Genomic DNA, 24,557 nt, shown 5'->3' on the forward strand with positions numbered 1-24,557 from the left:
CGCTTAATTTATTTAAAAATCAGCTAAAAATCTATTTGCACAAAGAGAAGCGAAAGAGGAGTGAATGAGAAGACACAATGCCAATCAGAATACAGTTTCGGTGTTTATTTTCTTCTCTAAAAGCGCAGCGCCTCATACCCTCTTTGTGAATAAATCGCTTAAAAATTTAATGTACAGTTACTTATAGCCCTTTGGATAACGACTTAAAACCTAAGTAAATAATTTTTATGAATTAAAGCGCTTTATGCCATTGACTAGCTTTAGAACATTGAAGTTTATTAGTAAACCAGTACTTATTTCTGAAAGTTTCATATAAGTTATTAATTGTGCAGAGTGAATTGGAAGAAGCTTATCAACCGCCTTTAGTTCAATTATTAATTTATTAGGCAATAAAATATCTAACCGGTAACCTGTATTTATATATTGATCTTTATAATATATCGGTAGCTCAACTTGGTTTTTAGCAGATAAGCCAATTTTACTTAATTCATATATTAAGCAAGCTTCGTAACTTGATTCTAATAAGCCAGGCCCTAAATTCCTGTGTACTTCTATAGCGCAACCTATTACCGTTTTTGTTAATGTATCAGTATCCATAGGTATCCTTTTGCTTAATCTACAAGCATTTAATTAACTAAGAAACAGTTTTAAAATAAGAATTAAGTGTAGTCCAAATAAAATAGCAAAATTGAAGACTTGTAGGCTATATGAAGCAATTTATTAAGTTGTCACTCGTTTGTTGATCTATTTACTAATAAAATCAATCAAAGGTCTATTTGCACAAAGAGGGGGGTAGATGAAAAGGCATAATACCAGCAAAACTGCATTTTGTGTTCATTCCCTTCTCTAAAAGCGCAGCGCCTCATATCCTCTTAGTGAATAAATCACTTATACAGAGTAAAGTTGTTAAGAAAGCAACGCTTAATTTATTTAAAAATCAGCTAAAAATCTATTTGCACAAAGAGAAGCGAAAGAGGAGTAAATGAGAAGACACAATGCCAATCAGAATACAGTTTCGGTGTTTATTTTCTTCTCTAAAAGCGCATCGCCTCATAACCTCTTTGTGAATAAATTACTAATTACGGAGTAAGGTTGTTAAGAAAGCAACGCTTAATTTATTTAAAAACCAGCTAAAAACCTATTTGCACAAAGAGAAGCGAAAGAGGAGTAAATGAGAAGACATAATGCCAATCAGGATATAGTTTCTGTTTTATTTTTTCTCTAAAAGCGCAGCGCCTCATACCCTCTTAGTGAATAAATTACTTATACGGAGTAAGGTTGTTAAGAAAGCAACGCTTAATTTATTTAATCTATTTACCAATAAATCAATTAAAGATCTATTTTCACAAAGAGAAGCAAAAGAGGAGTAAATGAGAAAACATAATGCCAATCAGAATACAGTTTCGGTGTTTATTTTCTTCTCTAAAAGCGCAGCGCCTCTTGTACATAAATTACTTATTACAGGCTTTGCTTGTCACGCCAACAAGTTAACCGTAAATTGAACCTTGGCGGTAGAAGCAGAGCTTGCTCGCGTGAGAAGCGCAGCCTCTAATCACTATATTAGGTAATTACTTAGCTTTGTATTTAACCATGCTCTTTTCGGCTTCGTTTAGACGCGGGTAATTTACTGCTTAATATTGCCAAACATAAAATAGTCATAAACAACATTGAATTTGCTCCAGCTTGCAAAGAGTAATCTACCAATGAATGCAGCAGCATATCTACAATCGCAATAGCGCAGCCAAAGGCAACACCCTGAAACAATGCTGTTTTACGCTTTCTCATAGTCGCAACACATAACCATAAACAGTAGAGTATAAGTGAGCCCAGTGCAGCTGTAGTGGGTATCCCCAGCTCTACTGCAAACTGTACGTAATCGTTATGGGCATTATCGTAGTAACCAGAATAAGGCTCAGACTGATACGCCGGAAACGCAGTATAAAATGTACCACCACCAGAGCCCAATATAGGCTTATCCAAAATAAGCGGTATAGAATCGCGTACAACTTCGTCACGGGTTTCTGATGAAATACTGGTTTCGCTAATACGCTGTTTAACTTTTTCTACATCAAATATAGCGCCAATAATAATTAAATCGATTATAAAAAAACTAACTATAAGTAGTTTAAACGCTTTAGGTTTTTGCCTGTAAATAAAAAACGCGAGTAAGCTAACAACCATTAATGCAATAAAAAATGCCGAGTTACCCATACGGCTACGCGTTAAAATTAACGCAACAATAATAATAATTAACGAAATACGTAAAATTATTTTTGAGCTTAAAAATATTTCAGCCCACGCACGAAGCGTTTGCTTTAATGTTTGTTTGTAATCGCTAGTAGATCGCTTTAATTCGCTAACTAAAACACCAATACCTAGACATAAACATAAAGCTAAAAAGTTAGCCAAAAAGTTAGAGTAAGTAAACGTGCCAATAGCACGGTCGGTATGTTTATAGCCAAATAACGGGCTAATTATATCTGGCGATAAATTTAAATAAGTCGCATATAAAGCCTGAAATACGCCTGCACTTATAATTGCGTATATTAAATTTTTAATACGCTTTTCACTATTGCAATAAATAAGCACAAGCCAACAAAATAAAATCATAAAACTTGTTTTAATAAGCATTTGTTTAGTTTGAAACGGGTCAACACTTACGGTAAATATTTGTACTGCGCATACGCCCGCAACTATACCGAGTACAGCAAATAAGGGCCAAGAATATAAAGGAGGGTATAAAGGGTGCTCGTTATTAATACTGCTGTAAACTAAATGGGTGAAAAAGGTAGCACTAATTAATATCCCCATTGCTAAAATTGCCCAAGGGCGGTAACTACCTAATGGTAAGGGCAGCAAAAATAAAATTGCGCAGAGTAAAAAAAATATAAAACGATTCACAGGATTCTCTAAACTAAGAGCCTAAAAAGAAGGGCTAAAAAAATAAGCCATATAAAGTAAAACGCAGCCAAAAGGCTGCGTTTTTATTATTTTATTAACGGTTAGTTACCGACTTCAGATATACCTTCATCGCCACCTGTGCCGCCGGCACCTTGTGGTACTGGAGTTGTTGGTAAAGTAACAATTACCGGGGCTACAGGAGTTGGAGCGCCACCTGGGCCAGCTGCTGTTGCTTCAGAGGCAACAGTGGCATCAACGCCAGCGGTAATAGCAGCAAGTGTAACGGTATCGCTGTCAACGCCAGCGGCTACAAGTGCAGCTAAAAAATCAGCAATAAGTGGGCTATCAGCACCAATAGCGTCTACAACTACAGTCATCATAGAATCAACTTGGGCAGCAGTACAATTTGTACATACGCCGTTAATAGCCGCTACTAAGTCTGCTTTAAGCTGATCTGGAGCTGTTTCAGCGGTTACGCTATTTAAAACGTTGACTAAATTAGTCATGCCTTCAGTTTGTACGACTGCATCAGTATCCGTTTGTGCATAACTTGGTAAAACTGTAAGTGCAGATGCACCAGCGATTAAGCTGGCCAATATAAATGATTTCATCTCTTGTCCCTTGGTAGAGTATTAATTACAAAATTTTAGCGCATCGGTGCAAAAAGTAAACTCTTTATTTGCGCCATTATCATTAGTTTTTATTATCTTGGTTGGCGGCATTATTAAATTGCCCTGTACGCCATCGCAACCTAAACCTTCAAGTACCTTTAAAGTTTCAGGTTTTTCAATTAAACAAGCTAAAACTTTAATACCAAAGCCATGACAAATATTATTAACTGTTTGAATAAAAAATTGGCTTTGGGTGTTATCTAATAAATCTTGAATATAGCTACCATCTATTTTTATATATTCAATATCTAACCCTTGTAAGTATCTAAACGAGGTTAAACTAGTGCCAAAGTGTTCAACACACACACTTATGCCAATATCTTTTATTGTATCTATATGTAAAGAGGCAACATGTACGTTATAAAGCAAGCTAATTTCATGCAATTCAAAAACCAAGTTTGTTTTAATAATTGGTTTAGTGTGAGCATAAAGAGTAAGCCATTCAATAAAGTCAGTTGAATACAACGAAGCTTTACTAATATTTAACGCAAATGTATCGTCTGGGTGTTGCTCTTTAACGTTTACAAAGTTACGAATTATTTTTTTGTCTAACTCTTCGGTTAAGTTAAGCTTTTCGGCCATAGCAAATAAATGGCCATTATTAACCTTTTCGCCTTCATGCGTAAAATGAGCAAACACCTCAAAGTAGCACTGCTTGTTTTCTGATTTAGTGCGCTTGACTGGCTGCACCGAAAAGCTAACTTCACCAGTAGCAATAATTGACTGAATAAGCGAACGCCACTCTTTAACACTAAACAAAGTATCTTTATCTACTTTATTTACAGCCGAATCGCCAATAGTACAGCCAGTATCAAGCGCCGAAAGCACACTCCCAATAGATGAGCCTTTATCAACACTTACTAACGCTAAGTTAGCAAAACCATTTACGTGTAAGCTGTTTTTCTTTTTACTAAAAGCATCATTTATATCGAGGCGTGTTCTACTTAAAAATTGCATATCGAATGGGACTAAAGCAATAAAAGTACTACCGTTAAGTCTAAATATTTTAGAGTTGGTTAAAGCACCAAACACATTTTGCAAAGTAACGCTTACATCATGTACGTGCTCGTCACCATCTTGGTAACTTACAGTTTGGTTAATATTAGCAAGTGAGGGGAGAGTAATCATCATTGCAGTGATTGGAGTGTCGCTAGTAATGGTGTCAACCAATGAGTTAAAGTGGTTCTCAAACGAACGGCGGTTACCCAGCCCAGTGAGTGAGTCTACATATACTTCATCGGTAAGTGCTTGTGTTTGCTTTGTTAAGGAGTCGAAGGTGCTTTGTAGGTTCATTACCATATTATTAATGGCTTTAGTTACAGTACGTAACTCGCGTGCAACTGGTATTTCGTCGTTTAATGTAAAGCGTTTACGCGTAACCAAATGTGCTTGGTTTTCTACTGCTTTTAAAGGTTTAAATACAGCACGTAATATTAAATATGCTACAGCAAGCGACGCTACTAATAAAAATAAAGAGCCATAAAAGCTGCGTTTAGTATGTTCCCATAGCGTTAAATACGATTGCCCAACATGGCTTGTTACTTCAAGCACTCCAGCCATAATCCAGCCATTGTTTAATTCTGATTGCATAGTAGGGGCTTTGAGCTTTACTGCTGTAATAAACCAATTAGGTACAGACTCAACGCGTTTTGGGCTTGTTAGGTTAAATACCACGTTACTATTGGCGTTAGTAAATTTTATTTGTTTGTAATAACCCGAGTCAAATATAGCGGTTGCCATGGTTTGGGCAATCATTAAGCTATCTTCTTCAAGGTAGGGGGATATAGAAAGCCCTAAGCTTGTTGCAGTATCTTGCGCATGGCTACCCATTTGCGTTTGTAAGTATTGGCGAGTGGTATCAACGTCAGTAATTATGCGTACAAAAAACGAAAGTACCGAAATCAATATAATAAGGCCATATACTTGGGTTTTTAAACTCAATCCATTTTTAAAAAGTCGAGACATAACTCGGTGTTCCTTTATAACTTTTGGCGGGCGCAAGCTCACCTTGTTCAATTCGCTCTAGCATGGTATTCCAGGCAGAAACACCACGGCTATTTTTTACTTTATTGCCTAACCCTTTTGATTTGGCTAACCATAAACCTTGGCCATTAAAACTATATATAGGTGTTAAATCAGGGCGTTTATTAGCGGGCAGTAGTTTAGTATTAAAGTTACCTAAAACAAAGGGGATTTGATTAGGAGTTTCAATATATATAAGCACCATATGAGGTTGATTAACTGTTTTTTGACGTACATACATTAAACGTACTTTATCTTCGGGTACGCCAAGTGCTATTAATGTAAAGTATTTGGCAATTACGTAATCTTCACAATCGCCCATACCCACGCCTAAGCTTTCAAGCGGGGTGGCCCAATAATCTTTTTGGTGCCAAAGCTCATCATCGGTTTTGTATTTAATGTGCTTATTAAAAAAGTCATTCACCAAATGGATTTTTTGCCATTCACTTTTGTCAGCCGATTCATCTATAAAACTGAGCCAGTTTTTAATGCGTTTATGCCCTTCATTACCATATTGTTTTTGAGCGCGCGCAATTATATCGCTATTGCGTAAATACAAAAGCATATCTTGTGCGCATACAAAAAAAGACACTAATAATAAAATGTAAAACCCTAAACGCACAAATGTTCCTTCAAGTCTGTGTTCCATAATAACCAAACAAGCCTAGTATAGTATTGGTAGCTTTGGAAAGGTAGATCACTAAAAAGTATGAGAGCACTAAAATAGTGCGATGCAACCCAGTATGGTGCAACATAGTATTAACAAAAAAACAATCAAAAAGTACTCTTTAATTATTGAGTGCATTATTGTGTTGTGTATAATAGCAATCTCACACGGCATGTGAAGCGCTTGAAAAGGGATTTTAGCTTAGCAGTTCCTTTTTTTGTGGTTTAACAAAAATAATGAAAGGAATTAAAGTGAAAGTTTTAAAAGCAGTATTGCCTGTAGCTGGCCTTGGTACGCGTATGTTACCAGCCACTAAAGCCATCCCTAAAGAAATGCTCCCTCTGGTAGATAAACCTTTAATTCAATACGTAGTTAACGAAGCTGTAGCAGCAGGCATTAAAGAAATTGTGCTTGTTACACACGCTTCAAAAAACTCAATAGAAAATCACTTTGATACTAGCTTTGAGCTAGAAGCCACACTAGAGGCGCGCGTAAAGCGTAGCCTGCTAGAAGAGGTTCGCTCAATAGTACCAAAAGATGTAACGGTAATTTCTGTTCGCCAATCAGCACCACTTGGTTTAGGCCATGCTGTTTTAGCAGCGCGCCCAATTGTCGGTAATAACCCATTTGCAGTAATGCTACCCGACGTAATTATTGATAAATATAAATCAAATTCAAAAACTGACAATTTAAGCCAAATGATCGACCGATTCGACAAAACGGGCTACAACCAAGTAATGGTAGAGCCCGTACCTCAAGAGCAAGTACATCAGTATGGTGTAGTTGATATCGCCGGTAAAAAAATAAATGCCGGAGAAAATGCTGCAATTAAAAACATGGTCGAAAAACCAAATAACGATGAAGCACCGAGTAACTTAGCTATTACAGGGCGTTATGTTGTATCTACAGCAATTTGGGATTTACTTGAATACACCCCACCTGGGGCAGGCGGTGAAATACAACTCACAGATGCTTTATTACAATTGCGTCATCTTGAAACGCTAGAAGCGTATCACCTAAAAGGTAAATCTCATGATTGTGGTTCTAAATTAGGTTACATGTTGGCCAATGTAGAATATGCAATGCAATCAAGCCATATGGGTGAAGAGTTTACTAATAAAATAAAAGAGCTCTTTTAAGAACACCTTCACTTATATGTAACTAAGCAGGCTATTTATTTTAAGTTTTTATGTTAATTAAAAAAGATCACTTATACGCTTCAGTTTGGGCATTTTTAGCCGTAGGCGCATTGTTATTTAATTCAATGTTTGGCGGGGTAGCTGCTTTAATATTTTTAATTGCAGGCTGTATATATGCAGCTTCTGGGATCACTTTTACTTTAAAAGCTTGTAGACAAAACTGGGAACTTTTTTTAATACCAGCGCTATGTTTAGTCTCAGTAGTTTGGTCTGATATACCAACATTTTCTTTACGGGCCAACATACAGTTTTTACTAACTACTGTGTTTGCTGTTGTTATTGCGAGACGGCTTACGTTAAATTTGTTTTTAAGGTCTTCAGCTGTCGTAATGTTAATCGCAATGCTGATAAGTTTGTTTTCATCAAGGACTGCATTAAATGGGATGACTGGTGAAATAAGTTTAATTGGTATATTCAACAGCAAGAACAATTTAGCAACAAATACAGCTATGTGCATAGCTTTAGCAATTACATTATCGATGAATAAAAAAATTGACTTTACGAGTAGAATGTTAGGCTTATTACTTTTGTTAATTTCGACTTTAGTTTTAGTTAAAGCAAAGTCATTAGGGGCGATTGTCTTTGTAATTTGCAGTATTTTAATAAGTTTTATTATTGTTTATTACCAAAATTTACTACTAGATAGCTTTACAAGAAGTAAATTGAACTGGCTTATGGTTCTTACTTTTTTGTTTGTAATATGCTTTATAGTTTTTTCATTGATAAATGGAAGCTTTAATGAGTTTATGTACAATATTGGTAAAGACCCAACTCTAACTGGTAGAACACTTTTATGGGAAAGAGGTGGCCATTTAATAGCAGAAAGGCCTTTGTTAGGCGTAGGATTTCAGAGCTTGTTTTATATTGGTAACAACGTAGCTGAAGATATATGGGCTATTCATCATGTGCCTTCGGGGGCAGGGTTTAATTTTCACAATATGTATGTAGATATAAGTGTAGAGCTAGGGTTACTTGGACTTTTTTTATATTTAATCTTTATAACTATGATAATAAGAAAAATTTTTAATTTTAAGCATATTACTGTAGGTAGCTCACACTTTTTTGCTGTAACAATTATGAGTTACCTGTTTTTACAAACATTTTTAGAAGCTGCTTGGTTTGAGCAATTTACAATTATCTACTTTTTTATGTGTATATCTTGTGTGTATTTAAAGGAAGAAGAACGTTATGAATAATGAAGCATTAAAAGGTGCAATTATATTTGGTGGCTCAGGTTTTATAGGCTCTCACCTAATAGATAATTTGTTAGCTAAAGGCTATAAAATAATTACTTCTGTGGATATTAAAAAGCCGAGAGTAAAAAGAGAGGGTGTAAACTATATTTTAGCTGATGTAAGGGATTTAAGCACACTATCACTAAACAATAAAAATATAAGCACTATCTATAATTTTGCAGCTATACATACAACCCCTGGCCATGAACATCATGAATATTATGAAACTAACATTTTGGGTGCGAATGAGGTTACTAAGTTTGCTGAAAATAATGGCATAAATGAAATTATTTTTACCAGCTCTATATCAGTATATGGAGCAGGCGAGAGCAGAAAAACTGAGGCATCAACACCAACACCCGTTTCATCTTATGGTTTCTCTAAAATGATGGCAGAGCAAATTCATAAAGCATGGCATGAGCGTAATAATAGTTCAAAATTGATCATTGTTAGACCCGCGGTTGTTTTTGGGCCGGGTGAAGGTGGCAACTTTACCCGTCTTGCTAGCTTGCTAGATAAAGGTTTTTTTATATACCCTGGCAGAAAAGATACTATAAAATCATGTATTTATGTTGATGATTTACTTCATGCAATAGAGCATGCCAGAAATAAAGACACTAACTTTATTTTATTTAATGGTGCGTATACCACTCGTTATACATTAGAGAACATTGTAAATGCTTTTCAAGAACAGCACTTTCCGAATGTAAACACTATGTTATTTCCTAAAAGTGTGATGTTGGTGGGTGCTTCATTATTAAAAGCAGTGAATTTTCTAGATATAGGTATTCACCCTGAGCGAATTTTAAAGCTAATAAACTCGACTGATGTATACCCACAGTGGCTCGAAGATGAAGGCTTGATATTTGATAATGGTCTTAAAAATGCTCTCGCTAAATGGGATCAAAATACTAATGGGAGTTTTAAGTGAGTGAATTAGATGTATTAGTGATAATACCTTGCTTAAACGAAGAAGCGCATATAGAAAAATTGCTACTGCAGCTTACTAGTGAATCGCCAAAGCTTATAGTTGTTGCTGATGGTGGAAGCAGTGATAAAACAGTAGATATTGTTAATCAGTACAGCAAAAACTATCCAAATATAAAATTAATCAATAACAATAAAAAAATTCAAAGTGCAGGCATTAACCTAGCTGTAAAAGAATATGGCTACGGATTTAAATATTTTATTAGAGTAGATTCCCATGGTGAATACCCAACTGACTTTTTAAAAACACTTTGTGAAGATGCTTTAACCACTAAGGCATCTTCAATCGTAATAAGTATGGATACATTTGGAGAAAATGGATTTCAAAAAGCAGCTGCTTGTGCACAAAATTCTAAGTTAGGCAACGGTGGATCTGCTCATCGTAACGATAGTAATGAGGGTAAGTGGGTTATTCACGGACATCATGCGCTAATGAACATCGAAGCATTTCAAAAAGTAGGTGGCTATGATGAGGCATTTATTGCAAACGAAGACGCAGAGCTTGATTTTAGGTTAACTTCTAGTGGGTATAGAATTTGGTTAACTGCGAAAACAAAGATGAAATATTTCCCACGTGATTCTTTTTATCGCCTATTTGTTCAATATTATCGTTATGGTGTTGGGCGTGCGAGTAACGCTTTAAAGCACAAACAAATTCCTAAAATACGGCAGTTGATACCATTATCAGTATTTCCATGCTTGTTAATTTGTTTATTTGCTCCAATTAGTTGGATATTTACTATTCCTTTTATTGGCTGGCTAAGCGTGTGCTTAGGCTATGGAGCCTTGCTCGCTTTGAGGAGTCGTTCATTAACTAATATTCTATCAGGATTTATTGCAGCTACCATGCATTTTGGTTGGTCAATTGGGTTTTGCAACAAGTTGATCACCAAATCAGTTTCTTTCGTTACGGGTAAACTATAATGGCTGAAATTACCATTGCTATATGTACATATAAGCGAGCTGAAATACAGCAAACGTTAGCTTCAGTAGCAAACCAGGTGTTACCTGAGGATGTGTATATTAGAGTGATTGTTGCTGATAACGATGTTGAGCCAACAATGCAACAACTAATAGAAGAAACAGCTAAAAGTTTAGGTATTAAGCTTACATACATTCACGCACCATCTCGAAATATATCCATTGCGAGAAATGCGTGTTTGATCAACTGTGAAACTCAGTGGCTAGTTTTTATTGATGATGATGAAACAGCCTCAAATACGTGGCTATCTGAATTATATAAAACTGCATTAAATGAAAATGCCGATGTTGTTTTAGGCCCAGTAATATCTGTTTACCCAAATGATGCGCCAAATTGGATAGTTAAATGTGATTTTCATTCAACTCAACCTGTATTTGTTAATGGCGTAATTGAAACGGGGTACACAGGAAACACCTTGCTGAAATTAAGCTCTCAATATTTTGAAAACGAAATGTTTAATTTGTCGCTTGGTAAAAGTGGTGGCGAAGATACAGATTATCTATCAAGAGCTTTCAAAAAAGGGGCTAAATTACATTTTGCTGAGAACGCCATAGTTCATGAGCCTGTCCCAAGTGAGCGAGCGACTTTGAACTGGTTGATAAAACGTAAGTTTAGGGTAGGTCAAACTTATGCACTTACTCTATTTAAAGCGACTAGTAGTAAGTTTTTTATTACTCAACTTATGTTTAAAGCATTCTCAAAGTTTACATTCTGCTTAATCATGATGGTGCTATTTTGCTTACACCCTGTTAAACGATACAACTGGTTGCTCAGAGGGTGTTTACATTTTGGGGTGGTAACTAAACTGTTTGGTGTGAAAAATATTGAGTTGTATTAATCTATGTTTATAAATTTCCGTTTTTTTAACTCTCTATTTTTATGTCTTTTTTTTTCACAGAGCGTGTTTGCAAGTGTTGGAAGCTTAATTTGGAATGATGAATTTAATGCTGATGGGCTACCTGACAGTAGTAAATGGCATTACGAAAAGGGTTATGTACGAAATGGTGAAGCACAGCGCTATCAAGAAGGAAATAGCGAAAATAGCCGCGTAAAAAATGGCTATTTAATAATTGAATCGCACTATCAACCTTCTAAAAAGCCACAAAGTGTTTGGCAATACTTATTTGATGAACAACCGAAAGATAGTTACACATCAGCAAGTCTAACCACAGAGCATATACCAGGATTTGGAAATGGCCGTATTGACGTCAGGGCAAAACTGCCACAGGGGCGAGGAGTATGGCCTGCTGTTTGGCTGTTAGGCAGTAACATTCAAGAAGTAGGCTGGCCTATGTCAGGTGAAATTGACATTGTGGAGTATGTAGGTTTTGACTCAAATAAAGTCCATTCAGCTATACATACCGATGCTCGTAATCACAAAAAAGGCAATGCATTAAATGCTTCTTTAATAGTTGATAAACTCTCAGATGAGTTTCATATATATAGTGTCGAACGGACGTCTGAACGTGTCGATTTTTACGTTGATAATATACTGCACTTTAGTTATCACAAAGAAGACAATTCAGTTTCATCTTGGCCATTTGACGAACCAATGTACCTGATTATTAATTTAGCTATAGGTGGAGGCTGGGGTGGAAAAAAAGGGATTGATAACACAATTTTTCCGCAACAGTTTTTGATTGATTACGTTAGAGTTTATAAATAAAAATTACTGAAAGCATATTCCAAGGATAAAGATGTCGAATAATCAAAGTATTGCTGTAATTACTTCATCATACAACCCAGCAAAGTCTGTGGCTAAAGCAATTGAATCAGTTGTAGATGATGAATATGTTACTTCGGCTATTGTGGTTGATGACTGCTCAAATGATGAAATACAATTATTTAAGTTACATGCATTTTGCATTAATGCCAAAAACCAATGGGTGAAGTTTTACACGTCAGTAAAAAAACTAGAATTAACTTCAAGCTTAAAAGCCTTATTTAACTCACTTACCGCCTTAACTTATATTTTATGTCAGTTAAAAAGTGAATTTATTAAGCGTCTTTTAATAAGAGTGATTTAATTAATGGAGGCTTCATCTAAAGGGATTTTTTGGTTGTTTTTAAGCAAATTTTTCCCCCCTATTATAAACTTCACTGTTTTTGCCTATACAGCGCGCATACTTGCACCTGAAGACTTTGGTTTAGTGGCGTTGGCTCTAGCGATTATATTTTTAATAAGCAGCTTTATGCCCTCTGGTTGGCGAGACGCTATAATCAAGTACCAAATATCCGATAAGCTAACAATAAGTAGCATTTTTTGGTTTAACCTTGCTGTGTCATTATTTTTATCTGTAATTGTTATCGTTTTTTCTTTATTTTCATTGTTTGAGTTTCAAACTCATGCGTTCAACTTGGCTATTACGATATTTTGTTTGAAATTAATTTTTGACGGACTTTTCTATACATTAAATACTGTTTTATTGAAGCAAGAGCAGTATTTTTTAATAGCTCTACGCACGATTATTTCAGCGGTTATATCTGCGATTATTATTATCGCACTGCTATTATTAGATTTTGGCGTTTGGGCATTAATTTGGGCACAATCTATTTTGTCTATTACTAACTTTTTTGCAGTGTATTGGCCAACTAAAAAGTTTATTGGAATTCAATTTTCAATGGCGAGCATAACAAGGCTTAATAGCTTTGCTATGTATTCAACATTAACTAACGGGGTAACCTCGATTTTAGATCATTATGAATCAGTAATAATAGGCTCCGTGTTAGGAAAGAGAGAACTCGGCTTTTATAATATAGCCAAACGCCTTTCAGCTATTATTAGTGATATTTTTATTGCTACGGTAAACGAAGTGAGTTTTCCATTATTAGCAAAAAAGCAAGAAAAAATAACAGAATTACGCAAAGCCTTTATTGACTGTGTATATTTTTCGGTACTATGTTTATTCCCACTGTTTACGTTTTGTTTTATAAATAGTAAACAAATATTTTTATTATTATTTACTGAGAAGTGGTTGAGCGCTGCGGTGATATTTCAAGCTTTTTGCATTATTTTTACTTTTATAATTTTAGGCATCCCCCAAAAAAATATTATTATATTAAGAAACCATGCTAAATGGTGGTTTCAACTACAGGTAAAAATATCGTTGGTTATAGTTCCTCTTACAACACTTAGTGCCTTTTGGGGATTAAACACCTTACTACTATCGCTTATATTCGGGAAGTGTTTGTATTGCTCGTTCTCTATGTGGAAGTCATGTCAATTATTATCTCTTAGTATAAAAAGATATCTAGTCAGCTTTATAGTACCAATAATCTGTTGTGCTACATCAGCAGTTGTGGTGATATCAATTACTCAATTTATTCCGAATTCGCAGTTTATATTGTTAGATATTTTAGCTTCTGCCGCCATCTTTTTTATAACTTATTTAATACAATTGTTTTTATTTGAAAGAAAGAAATTAGTCATTATTGGTTTAACATTACTTCCAAATAATCACTACTTAACAAAGCTTGCAAAAAAGATAAATAACCAGGACCCTTAATAACATGAAACTTACTTTTTACAAAGGCAATATCCCAAACTTCGGTGATGACTTAAATAACATTATGTGGGATGCATTGCTTGCTCCTGGCTTTTTTGACGATAAAGAAGATGAGCTTTTTTTAGGTATTGGATCTATTCTGTGGGACTCTTACCCAAAAAAAACTAACAAAATAGTTATGGGCTCTGGCTTTGGTGGATATACCGATATACCCAATTTACATGGAGGAAACTGGGATGTCGCTTTTGTTCGCGGCCCAAGAACAGCCAAGGCACTAAATTTAGACCCCAAATTAGCGATTACCGATGCTGCTATTTTAACGCGCTTTATGAACCTGCCAGTTCAAGCTAAAAAATATAAAGTCAGCTTTATGCCCCATTGGCAGAGTATTTCGCGAGGTAACTGGCAAAGTGTGTGTGAACAAGCAGGTATCAATTATATAGACCCAACAGATCCAAATGTGATGCATTCATTACAATCTATTCAACAAACTGAATTGCTTATAACAGAAGCAATGCACGGGGCTATTTTAGCTGATACGTTGCGAGTTCCGTGGCTTGCATTGGAGCCTATTTTTCCATTGCATAGAAATAAATGGTTTGACTGGTCAGAGTCAATGTCAATTAACCTTAAATTTAATGATATGCCAAGTTCTTCTATTAAAGACTTTTGGTCACTTAAAACAGGTAACCAAGGTATGGGGAAACGAAGTGTTCAACTAGGGAAGTTATTAAGCTTTACTGATCCATATTTTATCGACAGAGCGGCTGAAAAGCTAATTATGCTTGCTAAAAATCATGGGCAAATGAGTAAAGAAAATATTTTTATTGATAAATCTGACATGGCTTTAGAAAAGTTAGGGGAATACTGTAAACTCCAAATATCTTGATTAAAGCTTTTTAAAGTTTCGGTATCAAACTACACCGTTTGATTTAATTTTCTAGTACATTCTCTTTTTATAGATGAACTTATTTGCATAAAATTTATGAAGAAAATAATTGTAGCAACCCTAACCACAGGGACAAGAAATAAAACGTTCAATGAGTGCCTTATAAGCTTACAAGCATTAACAAATATCGGTGGTTATAGGATAGATATTTTAGTTGTTGAGAATAATAGTCAGCCTGATGAACATGTAAAAAAAATTATTAGTCATTATGATAACAATGAAAAATGTGTGAAACATTTACTTGAGCCTCTGTCGGGGATCCCTTATGCAAGAAACGCAGCTCTAAATTTCGCAAAAGCACAGGGGTACACATATTTAGCATTCATTGATGATGATGCTTTTGCATCAAAAACTTGGATTGAAAATTTAGTTAAAGCCATTGGAAGTAACAACGTTGCATCTGGGCCTCAATTGGCGATATTTCCTGAGTCGACGGGCTCATTCTATCGAAATGCAGCTGTATATCATGAACGTGCAATAGTAAATGGTTCAGCAATAAAATGGGCTGCTACTAACAATATTTTAATTGATATAAGTTTTATGGAAGCAAAAGGTTTGAGTTTTAACCCAAAACTTATTAATGGCGGAGAGGATAAAGAACTATTTTTAAGGGTTAATAAATCAAGAGGGAAGCTTATATGGAGCGATACGGCTTTTGTTAGTGAATATATAGCCCAGAGTCGTTTATCAATTAAGTGGGCTACGCGCAGAACATTTAGAATTGGTGCCACAGGTTTTATGATTGAATCATCAGTAAAAACGCCTTTTAAGACTTATTTATCTTGTATTTTTAAAGGGGCAATGTATTTAGCTAAAGGTGTTTTGTTTTTTCCATACCATGCGATTTCACCTAAAAGTTCAGCACTAAATTCTTTATGTGATTTGTCGCATGGAATTGGTTTTTTTTACGGCCTATTCAGCAAAGGTCGAGTTAGTAAATATACATAATCTATTTAGGATTTATAATGTCAAACGCTATTGATATTTCAGTTGTAATTGCAGCGTGGAATGCAGAGGATTTTATATTAACCGCTATTAACTCCGCTTTGTCGCAAGAAGGGCTTTCTGTAGAAGTTATAGTGGTTGATGACGCATCAACTGATAATACATGTAATGTGGTTGAATCAATAATTGATTCACGTGTTAAGTTATTGCGCTCAGAGGCAAATGGCGGGCCGGGGGCAGCACGAAATATTGGCTTTGATGCTGCGAAAGGCACATGGATTGCTGTGTTGGATTCTGATGATTATATGTCTCAAAATAGACTGAAAAACATGCTGGGCGCCGCTCCAGCTAAAGCTGATGTGTTAATCGATAATTTTTGTGAGTTAAGTAGCAATGGTATTTTATCTAAGCCTTTCTATTCGCATACTGAATTACCGCTAGGTAGATTAAATTTATCGTTTCTTATAGAAACTAATTTAGTATTTACTGGTGTAAAATCGACAGGTTATGTTAAGCCGCTGTTTAAAAATGAGTTTGTGAAAGATAACAATATTAAATACTGGCCAGAAGTAAGGATTGGCGAAGATTATTACTTTTTGGCGAGTTGTTTAGCTTGTGGAGCTATTGTAGAAGTACTTGAACAGACTGGTTACATTTACACTATTCGCGATGGTTCTATTTCAAGTGAGTTGGAAATATCGCACGTTGAAAAACTGCTAAGATTTGATGAAAAATTCATGCACAAATATAGTTTAAGTAAATCAGAGTTGAGCGCCCAGCAAAAACGCTTGAAAAACTTAAATTGTGCATACCACTACTTAGTATTGGTGGGGGAAATTAAAAAATTACAGATCTTTTCTGCCTTATTAAAAATGTTTGAAAATCCCTCAAGTGCTCGGTTGCTTAGCTTACCGATTAAAAAAAGGTTACTTTTTTGGAAATAAATTATAATTTGGTTAAATAACAATTAATTGTATTGGTGGAGTTACTATTATTTAGTCTTTATTTTGTATTTAGAATATAAATAAGGTTTAGGTTTGTCGAAATTAAAAGTAGATCCAGCTATCCGTAGTTTACTAAATCGTATGCCTAGTGAAGTGCAAGAGAGCTTTACTGAAGATCAGCTAGCTCATTTAAAAGTAGCTATAGGTGCAAGGCAATGGGGTAGGCATGCTGTAGATTGCAGAGGTGTAATTAAATTTTTTAAATACAGGTATTACTTTGTTTTACTGGCTGGTCGTAACAGACGAGAACTTAGTAAAAAAGAGCAAAAAATAGCAGCTATATCGCAGGTAATCACTATATCTATGTTTAGTTTTTTTGTTATTACAATTTTGCTGCTTATTATTTATTTAGTTAAGTCGGCTTTAGGTATTGATATATTTAGTAATTACTCTTTTGGGGTATGGGCTTGGTTTAAGGAGTTGTTTAAATAAAAATAAGATGCTTCTGTTTGGAGGGGTTTATAAATGTTTATGTAAGTTTATATTTGTTTTGTTTTGTGTAAGTTCCTCGCTACTTAAGGACATTTTACATAATATTACTATATATAAAGCCATCCTTAATGTTGAATACTTTAGTATGATACTGTAACATTTGCCGCACAGTTTTGTGGAGCTTATTTCACTTTTAAGATATCTATAGGGATACATAGTATGACATCTTCAAGGACGTTTAAGCCTAATGGCTCGTCTGATGCAAATTTTTATCGATTATTTGATATTTTTGCATTGTTTTTAGCCTTTCAGTGCTCAGCTTTGTTCTATAGTTTTGAGCTCTCTCCTATTTATATGGTTTCGGTTTTAACCGTTGCTTTAAGCTTTTTATATTGTGCTGAAATATTTTCCGCTTATCGCTCTTGGCGCGCTGGCAAATTTAGAACCATGGTACTTTGTGCATGGGGCTCCTTATTTGCTGCATTCTCTGTTTTATTAGTTATATCGTTTGCATTTAAGTTTACTGAGTCGCTTTCGCGTATTGGTCTGGGTTTATGGTTTTTATTAAGTATTACTTTTTTATATACTTGGCGCCTTGCTGCCTATTTATTTAAAAGAAGTAGACGTAAACTAGGGCTAAACTTGCGTAATGTTGCTATTGTGGGGGCTACCGAATCAGCGGTACATTTATATAACGAAATTACTAAAAATGACGAGCTTGGCTTTAAATTTTTAGGTTTTTATGACGACAGGCAACCAGAGCGCCTTTTTGAAAACTCAACAAAACACGATGTTGCAGGACGTATTCAAGATGCGATTAATGCAGCCCGCAATGGTGAAGTAGGTGTGTTGTATATTGCATTGCCAATGAAGGCTGATAAACGCATTGCCGATATTTTATTGCAATTAGGCGATACAACGGTTGATGTGCATATAATACCTGACTTTTTAATATCTAACTTAATACACGCACGTATTGAACATGTTGGTGATGTTGACACACTAAGTGTGTTTGAATCACCGTTTATAGGTGCTCGTGAGTTTATAAAACGTACTGAAGATATAGTTGTTGCCTCTATTATTTTAATGCTGATTTCTCCAATACTTATTGCGATTGCGTTTGCTGTTAAATTTACTTCAAAAGGCCCTGTAATTTTTAAGCAAGACAGGTATGGCCTTGATGGGCGTAAAATTAAGGTATGGAAATTTCGCTCAATGAGTGTTACCGAAAACAGCGCAGTGGTAACACAAGCCAAAAAAAATGATGCGCGCATTACACCTTTAGGTGGTTTTTTACGCCGCACAAGCCTTGATGAGTTACCGCAATTTATAAATGTTTTAAAAGGTGATATGTCTATTGTCGGTCCACGCCCGCACGCTGTAGCCCATAATGAGGAGTACCGTAAAAAGGTAGAGTTTTACATGTTACGCCATAAAGCTAAGCCAGGAATTACAGGTTGGGCGCAAATTAATGGCTGGCGCGGCGAAACCGACACTCTTGATAAAATGGAAAAACGTGTAGAATTTGATTTACATTATATTAAACACTGGTCGTTATGGTTTGATATAAAAATTATTTTTATGACAATTTTTAAAGGATTTAAGAATGCGAATGCATACTAAAACACTTGCACCTATATTTGCTTTGTTAAGTGTAGGGGTTACAGCTCCTGCAGCTGCTAATTTAAAACCAGGTAGTTTTATAACTAAAGATGGCGCCGAAATTACGCCAACGTTACAAACGGGTATAAGCAGTAATAATAACTTTTTTAGTACGCCTGATAATAAGGAGTCGCGTACAATTTGGACTATTACCCCTAATGTTAAAGTGGTTATTGATGATGGCCCCGATAGCTATAACCTTGATTTAGGTACGAGTAGTTCGTTACATAATAAAGATTCTGACGATAATTTTACTCAAGTAAATATAGGTGCTGGTGTACATAAAGAATTTACCAGCCAGCATCGTTTAGATGTTAATGGTAAAGCCGACTGGCTTTACGAGCCGCGTGGTAGTGGTTTAACTGAAGGCTTAGGTGACGCAGTAAACGAGCTTGTAAAATATCAGCAACAAAATGTTTTAGTGCGCTACGAATACGGTGCACAAAGCTCAAAAGCGCAAGTTGCTATAAATGCAGGTTTTTATAGTAAAAAATATCAAAACTTTAGAGCCGTGTCGCAGTTTCGTGATTACGATAAATCGTTAATTGGTATTACCGGTTATTACAATACTCAAGCTGCTACACGTACATTTTTAGAAGTTAAGCAAGAAAACTACCGTTACGATTTTTTACAAGCTAATGGTATTTCACGTGATAGTGATGACCTAAAAATACTACTTGGTATGGAGTGGGAAGCAACAGCACTTACTTCAGGCTCATTTAAGCTAGGTTACCAAAATAAAGATTTTGACTCGAGTGAACGCGAAAACTTTAGCGGTTTAAGTTGGGAAGCTGGGGTTAACTGGCAGCCACTTAGTTATTCTACAGTGCAATTAACAACAAGTCGCTCAGCTAAAGATCCGCTAGTACAAGGCGATTATATTAAAGAAAGTTTTTACGGTATTAATTGGACTCACAACTGGAGTGACTATTTAAGCTCACTTGCTGGTATTAATTACACTAACGAACAATACACTGGAGATGTAGGTCGTAAAGATAAATCTAAAAGTGCTCGTTTAGGTTTAAACTATGTTGCTAGTAATTTTGGTATGGTATCTACTTACGTCGATTTTATTGATAAAGATTCTACACAGACCGCTATTGAGTTTGACCGTGTAATTGTAGGTGTTAATTTTACATTTGCTTTAAAGGCTAATTAATGAAGTTTATTTTTAGTTTAACGCTGCTAATTTTAAGCAGCGTTTGTTTTGCTCAAACTGCGCAGAGTTACGTAATCGGTGCTGGTGATAAGGTTGAAATAAAAGTATTTGGCCAACCTGATTTAGAGGTTACTGCACTCTTAGGTAATAGTGGTGAGGTTAATTACCCTTTTTTAGGTAAAGTAAAATTAGCAGGGCTTAACACTTCAGAGGTTGAGCAAGTTATAACCCAAGGCTTAAAGCCTGAGTATTTAATAAACCCCAATGTATATGTGCAGGTAATTGAATATCGTCCTTTTTATATTCATGGTGAAGTAAAAGACCCCGGTGCTTACCCTTACCAACCCGCAATGACAGTTAATCAAGCGATTGCGCTTGCCGGTGGTTTAACTGAGCGTGCCTCGATTGATAAAATATACATATTTAAAGAGCAAACTAAACAGCAGCAACAAAAAGGTAATTTAAATAGCCAAATTGCAGCGGGCGATACCATAAAAATAGAACAACGCTTGTTTTAAGCAGTTAACAAGGCAGTAATTAATGAACCAAACAAATGAAAACCTGAGCAATAATGAAGAAATTATTGATTTAGGATCATACCTTAATGTAATTAAACGCGCCAAATGGCGTATTTTGGGTTTTGCGACTGTAGTTACCTTACTAACTATTATGGTAGCTCTAACGTTAATACCTAAATATGTAGCGACGGCTACTTTACTTATTGAAGCTAAGCAAACTAAGGCCGTAAGTTTTCAAGAAATATATGGCCTAGACTCGACTCAAAAAGAATATTACCTTACCCAATTTGAGGTAATTAAGTCTGACAGTATTGCCCGTGAGGTAATTACCAAACTTAATTTAAAAGCACATCCAGACTTCATTGGGAAACCATCTGTTTTAGGTGAGCTGAAAACGGGGATAAAAGAGCAACTCCCTTTCTTAAATAAAAAAGAAAAAACTGTATATTCACCTGAAGATCAAGCTGATCGTGAAATGCTTGGCTTGTTAGGCGCTTTTAAATCTCGTCTATCAGTCTCGCCTATTCGTAATACACAGTTAGTTATGGTTAGTTTTGAATCAAGCGATCCTAAGTTAGCTGCACTTGTAGCTAACACAGTTGGTGAGGTTTATATTAGTAGCCAAATGCGCGCAAAAATGGGTATTACTCAACAAGCGTCTAGTTGGCTAAATACGCGCTTATCGCAATTACGAATCCAGCTAGATGAGTCAGAAGTTCGCTTGCAAACTTACCGAGAGGAGCAAAAGCTAGTTGATATTGAAGGTATAGCAGGGCTAGCCACGCAAGAGCTTGAGCAAATATCACAACAGTTAATTGTTGCCCGTAATGAAAAAAACAATCTTGAAAGTATTAATCGAGTTATTAGTGAGTACGGTAACAATAATATAGAACTTTTAGGGAGTATGCCGGAAATTACTTCGCATAAAGTAATACAGGATGTTAAGCGTGAGGTGATACTAGTTGAGCGTAAATTAAGTGACTTAGGTGAGGTTTATGGCCCTAAACACCCTCGTATGATCTCTGCTCAAGCTGAGCTTACAACGGTAAAAAATAATTTAAATAAGCAAATTAAGGGTCTTATTACTGGCATTGAAAAAGAGCTAAACCGTATAACACGCACAGTGAGTGCGCTTGAGCGTGACTTAGTTAAAATTCGTGCTGAATACCAAGACATTACCCGAAAAGAAACACAATATAATCAATTAAAGCGTGAAGTAGAAACTAATCGAAATATTTTTAATACGTTTTTATCTCGCTCAAAAGAAACCGAAGTAACAAGTGATTTTAGCTCTGCTGCTGCACGTTTTACCGACCGTGCCTATGCTCCAAACAAACCAGCAAAACCAAATAAAAAATTAATTGTTATTTTAGCTTTTGTGGCAAGTTTTGGTTTTGCAGTAGTCATGAGCTTTATATTTGACGCGCTTAACGATACCGTTAAAACTAAAAGTGATGTTGAAAGTAAGTTAGCACAGCGTATGCTTGGGCTTTTACCGCATGTACAAACACCAAAAAATAGTGTGTTTCCGATACATGCTTATCTGGATGATAATTACAGACGTTTTGCCGAATCGGTACGAACGTTCAGAACTAGCTTGTTATTAACTCAGTTAGAGCGCGATCATAAAGTAATAGCCGTAACATCAAGTGCTCCGGGTGAGGGTAAAACTACAACCTCAGCTAATTTAGCTATGTCGCTTGCTCAAATGGGTAAAGTATTGCTAATTGACGCCGATTTGCGCAAACCAAGTATAGCTAAGCGCTTCGATATACCGGTATTTCATCCGGGGTTAAGTAATTTAATCGTAGGTACTGAGCAGTTAAGTGAGTGTGTTCATGTAGATGGGCAGTCGGGTGTTGCTATTATGCCAAGCGGGCAGATCCCAGGTAATCCATTAGAGCTTTTATCTAACACGCGCTTTAGTGAAGTACTCGATATATTAAAAACTAAGTACGATCATATAATTATAGATACACCACCTACACAAGCTGTGAGTGACGCTTTAGTTATTGCACAAAGTGCAGACTCGGTAATTTATGTTGTTAAGTCGGATATTACGCGAATTAAACCGATTAAAGCGGGTATTGAACGCCTGTTTGAATCTAAAGCTCATGTTGCAGGTATTGTGCTTAACGAAGTAGATATGAGTAAAAGTAAAGACGAGCATAGCCATGGTTATTACGACTATTATGATTACTCGCAAAAACCTGAACAACCTAATGTATAGTTAAATGCAAATCTATGATTGATATTCATTCCCATATTTTGCCAGGAATAGATGATGGCGCTAAAGATTTAAATGAATCTTTAGCGTTATTAACGATTGCAAAAAATGATGGAATAACCCATATGGTTGCCACGCCACATATACATATTGGGCGATTTAATAATTCGGCCTCGCAATTGTATAGCGAGCTTGCTAATTTAAAAGCACAGGCATTAGTAAATAATATTGGTATTAAACTAGCTGTGGCTGCTGAAGTTAGGCTTGATGTAGAGCTAATGAGTTTAGTGCTTAGTAATAAACTCCCGTTTATTGGTACGCTTAATTCAGTAAATTATTTATTATTAGAACTCCCGCATTCGCATGTCCCCCAAGGCTACGATAAGTTTATAAATTGGCTAGCTAAACAAAATATAAAAGTAATTATTCCTCACCCTGAGCGTAATCGCGATATTCAAGCTAATCCTTTTTATATTGAGCGTTTAAAACAATTAGGATGTGAGTTTCAATTAACGGCTTCAAGCATTGAAGGTGCATGGGGCGAAACTGCAAAAAATATTAGTATAGATATGCTAGAAAAGGGTTTAGTAACTTATGTTGCATCTGATGCTCATTCAGTTAAGCGTAGGCCTCCTATTTTGAGTAAAGCTAAGCAAATAGTGAGCGAGTTAATTGGTCAAAATTATGCACATGATTTATTTTTTACTAATCCTAAACGTTTAACAGAGTCGTTGTTTAATGAGTAATTTAAATACAAACCGACTCACACAAATTGCTATACTTGCAGTTATTACATTAGCAATAGGTTATCAAAGCTTACAAAGTATGCGTGCAAATACATGGTATTTTAATGCACTCAATATTTTAAAGCAGCCTGAAAGCACAATTACTCCTGAAGAACTAGAGCTTGCAGATAGGGCAATTACATTTGCAACAAGTCAAGACCCTTCACAGCCACATTACTGGCAGTTAAGTGCTTATATAAAAATGCTCAATTTAGCTGTAACTAGCGAGCAAAATAAGAATAAGCTTTTGGTTTACCAACAAGCAGAAAAAGAGCTGTTAAAATCATTAGAGTTAAGGCAAACATGGTCAGAAACGTGGATTGCACTAGCGCAAGTAGTTAGTTATCAAGAAGGTCCGACAGAGCACGTATACGAGTATATTCAGCAGGCCAAAAAATTCGGGCCGTACAAGTTTGATGTGCAGCTTGGTATTATTCAAATAGCTCTAATGAACTGGCAGCAACTCCCTCCAAAGTATAAAGCATTGTATGTTGCTGAGCTTAACTCTGCAGTTAAGTATGGTAATGAATTTTATGAGATTTTTAGGTTGGCAAAAAAAATTAATCGTCTACCTACAGTGTGTTTATCGCTGCAATTCGGTTCTCATTTTAAAGCAATTAGAAGTAGTTATATTTTTAAAGATTACTGCGGGTAAAATAACTAATTGGTTATAGGTAGATAATATTGAATTCGAATTTCCAGCAAG

At 35.6% G+C, this 24,557-nt stretch carries 23 protein-coding genes; 18 read left to right on the forward strand and 5 right to left on the reverse strand.

Going from position 1 to position 24,557, the window contains the following annotated elements; genetic code table 11:
• Positions 1-225: 225 nt before the first annotated feature.
• The 5 genes from GQR52_RS02540 to GQR52_RS02560 all read right to left on the reverse strand — a co-directional run bounded on the left by GQR52_RS02540 (position 226) and on the right by GQR52_RS02560 (position 6,216).
• On the reverse strand, positions 226-597 hold the full coding sequence (locus GQR52_RS02540) for a GxxExxY protein (protein WP_024593340.1): 372 nt from the start codon (positions 595-597) through the stop codon (positions 226-228).
• Positions 598-1,584: 987 nt separating this feature from the next.
• Complete coding sequence (locus tag GQR52_RS02545; RefSeq protein ID WP_165727332.1) at positions 1,585-2,901, reverse strand: O-antigen ligase family protein; 1,317 nt, start codon at positions 2,899-2,901, stop codon at positions 1,585-1,587.
• 101 nt (positions 2,902-3,002) lie between these two features.
• Positions 3,003-3,512, reverse strand: a complete 510-nt coding sequence (locus GQR52_RS02550; RefSeq protein ID WP_165727333.1) for a hypothetical protein — start codon at positions 3,510-3,512, stop codon at positions 3,003-3,005.
• Between the two features lie 21 nt (positions 3,513-3,533).
• Positions 3,534-5,537 (reverse strand): EAL domain-containing protein, encoded by a 2,004-nt coding sequence (locus tag GQR52_RS02555; protein WP_165727334.1) that lies wholly within the window; start codon positions 5,535-5,537, stop codon positions 3,534-3,536.
• Positions 5,521-6,216 (reverse strand): transglutaminase-like cysteine peptidase, encoded by a 696-nt coding sequence (locus tag GQR52_RS02560; RefSeq protein WP_165727524.1) that lies wholly within the window; start codon positions 6,214-6,216, stop codon positions 5,521-5,523. Before GQR52_RS02560 ends, GQR52_RS02555 begins: the two co-directional genes overlap by 17 nt.
• A gap of 296 nt (positions 6,217-6,512) precedes the next feature.
• Between GQR52_RS02560 and galU the strand changes: the two genes are divergently transcribed.
• The 18 genes from galU to GQR52_RS02650 all read left to right on the forward strand — a co-directional run bounded on the left by galU (position 6,513) and on the right by GQR52_RS02650 (position 24,506).
• Positions 6,513-7,400: a UTP--glucose-1-phosphate uridylyltransferase GalU gene (gene galU / locus GQR52_RS02565; protein WP_165727335.1), complete on the forward strand. Its 888-nt coding sequence runs from the start codon at positions 6,513-6,515 to the stop codon at positions 7,398-7,400.
• Positions 7,401-7,450: 50 nt separating this feature from the next.
• Positions 7,451-8,656 carry an O-antigen ligase family protein gene (locus tag GQR52_RS02570; protein ID WP_165727336.1) on the forward strand — a complete coding sequence of 402 codons (1,206 nt, stop codon included), beginning with the start codon at positions 7,451-7,453 and terminating at the stop codon, positions 8,654-8,656.
• Positions 8,649-9,626, forward strand: coding sequence for an NAD(P)-dependent oxidoreductase (locus GQR52_RS02575; RefSeq protein ID WP_165727337.1), 978 nt, complete (start codon positions 8,649-8,651; stop codon positions 9,624-9,626). Before GQR52_RS02570 ends, GQR52_RS02575 begins: the two co-directional genes overlap by 8 nt.
• Positions 9,623-10,606, forward strand: coding sequence for a glycosyltransferase family 2 protein (locus GQR52_RS02580; protein WP_165727338.1), 984 nt, complete (start codon positions 9,623-9,625; stop codon positions 10,604-10,606). Before GQR52_RS02575 ends, GQR52_RS02580 begins: the two co-directional genes overlap by 4 nt.
• Positions 10,606-11,502 carry a glycosyltransferase gene (locus GQR52_RS02585; protein ID WP_165727339.1) on the forward strand — a complete coding sequence of 299 codons (897 nt, stop codon included), beginning with the start codon at positions 10,606-10,608 and terminating at the stop codon, positions 11,500-11,502. The genes GQR52_RS02580 and GQR52_RS02585 overlap by 1 nt, the downstream gene beginning before the upstream one ends.
• Before the next feature lie 63 nt (positions 11,503-11,565).
• Positions 11,566-12,330: a glycoside hydrolase family 16 protein gene (locus tag GQR52_RS02590; RefSeq protein ID WP_165727340.1), complete on the forward strand. Its 765-nt coding sequence runs from the start codon at positions 11,566-11,568 to the stop codon at positions 12,328-12,330.
• Positions 12,331-12,361: 31 nt separating this feature from the next.
• A complete protein-coding gene (locus GQR52_RS02595) occupies positions 12,362-12,691 on the forward strand; it encodes a glycosyltransferase (protein WP_165727341.1) in 330 nt (109 codons plus the stop codon).
• Between the two features lie 3 nt (positions 12,692-12,694).
• A complete protein-coding gene (locus tag GQR52_RS02600) occupies positions 12,695-14,170 on the forward strand; it encodes an oligosaccharide flippase family protein (RefSeq protein ID WP_165727342.1) in 1,476 nt (491 codons plus the stop codon).
• A gap of 4 nt (positions 14,171-14,174) precedes the next feature.
• Entirely contained in the window at positions 14,175-15,059 is an 885-nt protein-coding gene (locus tag GQR52_RS02605; protein ID WP_165727343.1) for a polysaccharide pyruvyl transferase family protein, read from the forward strand.
• 96 nt (positions 15,060-15,155) lie between these two features.
• A complete protein-coding gene (locus tag GQR52_RS02610; protein ID WP_165727344.1) occupies positions 15,156-16,067 on the forward strand; it encodes a glycosyltransferase family A protein in 912 nt (303 codons plus the stop codon).
• A 17-nt stretch (positions 16,068-16,084) separates the two neighbouring features.
• A complete protein-coding gene (locus GQR52_RS02615; protein WP_165727345.1) occupies positions 16,085-17,008 on the forward strand; it encodes a glycosyltransferase family 2 protein in 924 nt (307 codons plus the stop codon).
• Between the two features lie 93 nt (positions 17,009-17,101).
• Positions 17,102-17,500 carry a 3-phosphoshikimate 1-carboxyvinyltransferase gene (locus GQR52_RS02620; RefSeq protein ID WP_165727346.1) on the forward strand — a complete coding sequence of 133 codons (399 nt, stop codon included), beginning with the start codon at positions 17,102-17,104 and terminating at the stop codon, positions 17,498-17,500.
• Positions 17,501-17,719: 219 nt separating this feature from the next.
• Positions 17,720-19,123, forward strand: a complete 1,404-nt coding sequence (locus tag GQR52_RS02625) for an undecaprenyl-phosphate glucose phosphotransferase (RefSeq protein WP_165727347.1) — start codon at positions 17,720-17,722, stop codon at positions 19,121-19,123.
• Positions 19,107-20,321, forward strand: coding sequence for an outer membrane beta-barrel protein (locus GQR52_RS02630; protein WP_165727348.1), 1,215 nt, complete (start codon positions 19,107-19,109; stop codon positions 20,319-20,321). The genes GQR52_RS02625 and GQR52_RS02630 overlap by 17 nt, the downstream gene beginning before the upstream one ends.
• The gene (locus GQR52_RS02635; protein ID WP_165727349.1) at positions 20,321-20,839 is read left to right on the forward strand and encodes a polysaccharide biosynthesis/export family protein; all 519 of its coding nucleotides are present in this window, start codon (positions 20,321-20,323) and stop codon (positions 20,837-20,839) included. The genes GQR52_RS02630 and GQR52_RS02635 overlap by 1 nt, the downstream gene beginning before the upstream one ends.
• 22 nt (positions 20,840-20,861) lie before the next feature.
• On the forward strand, positions 20,862-23,069 hold the full coding sequence (locus GQR52_RS02640; protein ID WP_165727350.1) for a polysaccharide biosynthesis tyrosine autokinase: 2,208 nt from the start codon (positions 20,862-20,864) through the stop codon (positions 23,067-23,069).
• 14 nt (positions 23,070-23,083) lie between these two features.
• The gene (locus GQR52_RS02645; RefSeq protein WP_165727351.1) at positions 23,084-23,812 is read left to right on the forward strand and encodes a CpsB/CapC family capsule biosynthesis tyrosine phosphatase; all 729 of its coding nucleotides are present in this window, start codon (positions 23,084-23,086) and stop codon (positions 23,810-23,812) included.
• Positions 23,805-24,506, forward strand: a complete 702-nt coding sequence (locus tag GQR52_RS02650; RefSeq protein ID WP_165727352.1) for a VpsP family polysaccharide biosynthesis protein — start codon at positions 23,805-23,807, stop codon at positions 24,504-24,506. The genes GQR52_RS02645 and GQR52_RS02650 overlap by 8 nt, the downstream gene beginning before the upstream one ends.
• The last annotated feature ends 51 nt before the right edge of the window (positions 24,507-24,557 follow it).

Source organism: Pseudoalteromonas sp. 31A1 (assembly GCF_011378815.1).
In the GTDB taxonomy this organism is placed as follows: Bacteria; Pseudomonadota; Gammaproteobacteria; order Enterobacterales; family Alteromonadaceae; genus Pseudoalteromonas; species Pseudoalteromonas arctica.

What these genes read in the sequence shown, in the direction of transcription:
- GQR52_RS02555 (WP_165727334.1), bottom strand. Translation starts at nt 5,537, where the DNA reads ATGTCTCGACTTTTTAAAAATGGATTGAGTTTAAAAACCCAAGTATAT.
- GQR52_RS02540 (WP_024593340.1), bottom strand. Translation starts at nt 597, where the DNA reads ATGGATACTGATACATTAACAAAAACGGTAATAGGTTGCGCTATAGAA.
- GQR52_RS02625 (WP_165727347.1), top strand. Translation starts at nt 17,720, where the DNA reads ATGACATCTTCAAGGACGTTTAAGCCTAATGGCTCGTCTGATGCAAAT.
- GQR52_RS02640 (WP_165727350.1), top strand. Translation starts at nt 20,862, where the DNA reads ATGAACCAAACAAATGAAAACCTGAGCAATAATGAAGAAATTATTGAT.
- GQR52_RS02605 (WP_165727343.1), top strand. Translation starts at nt 14,175, where the DNA reads ATGAAACTTACTTTTTACAAAGGCAATATCCCAAACTTCGGTGATGAC.
- GQR52_RS02570 (WP_165727336.1), top strand. Translation starts at nt 7,451, where the DNA reads ATGTTAATTAAAAAAGATCACTTATACGCTTCAGTTTGGGCATTTTTA.
- GQR52_RS02630 (WP_165727348.1), top strand. Translation starts at nt 19,107, where the DNA reads ATGCGAATGCATACTAAAACACTTGCACCTATATTTGCTTTGTTAAGT.
- GQR52_RS02550 (WP_165727333.1), bottom strand. Translation starts at nt 3,512, where the DNA reads ATGAAATCATTTATATTGGCCAGCTTAATCGCTGGTGCATCTGCACTT.
- GQR52_RS02635 (WP_165727349.1), top strand. Translation starts at nt 20,321, where the DNA reads ATGAAGTTTATTTTTAGTTTAACGCTGCTAATTTTAAGCAGCGTTTGT.
- GQR52_RS02595 (WP_165727341.1), top strand. Translation starts at nt 12,362, where the DNA reads ATGTCGAATAATCAAAGTATTGCTGTAATTACTTCATCATACAACCCA.
- GQR52_RS02585 (WP_165727339.1), top strand. Translation starts at nt 10,606, where the DNA reads ATGGCTGAAATTACCATTGCTATATGTACATATAAGCGAGCTGAAATA.
- GQR52_RS02610 (WP_165727344.1), top strand. Translation starts at nt 15,156, where the DNA reads ATGAAGAAAATAATTGTAGCAACCCTAACCACAGGGACAAGAAATAAA.
- GQR52_RS02615 (WP_165727345.1), top strand. Translation starts at nt 16,085, where the DNA reads ATGTCAAACGCTATTGATATTTCAGTTGTAATTGCAGCGTGGAATGCA.
- GQR52_RS02645 (WP_165727351.1), top strand. Translation starts at nt 23,084, where the DNA reads ATGATTGATATTCATTCCCATATTTTGCCAGGAATAGATGATGGCGCT.
- GQR52_RS02600 (WP_165727342.1), top strand. Translation starts at nt 12,695, where the DNA reads ATGGAGGCTTCATCTAAAGGGATTTTTTGGTTGTTTTTAAGCAAATTT.
- GQR52_RS02575 (WP_165727337.1), top strand. Translation starts at nt 8,649, where the DNA reads ATGAATAATGAAGCATTAAAAGGTGCAATTATATTTGGTGGCTCAGGT.
- GQR52_RS02650 (WP_165727352.1), top strand. Translation starts at nt 23,805, where the DNA reads ATGAGTAATTTAAATACAAACCGACTCACACAAATTGCTATACTTGCA.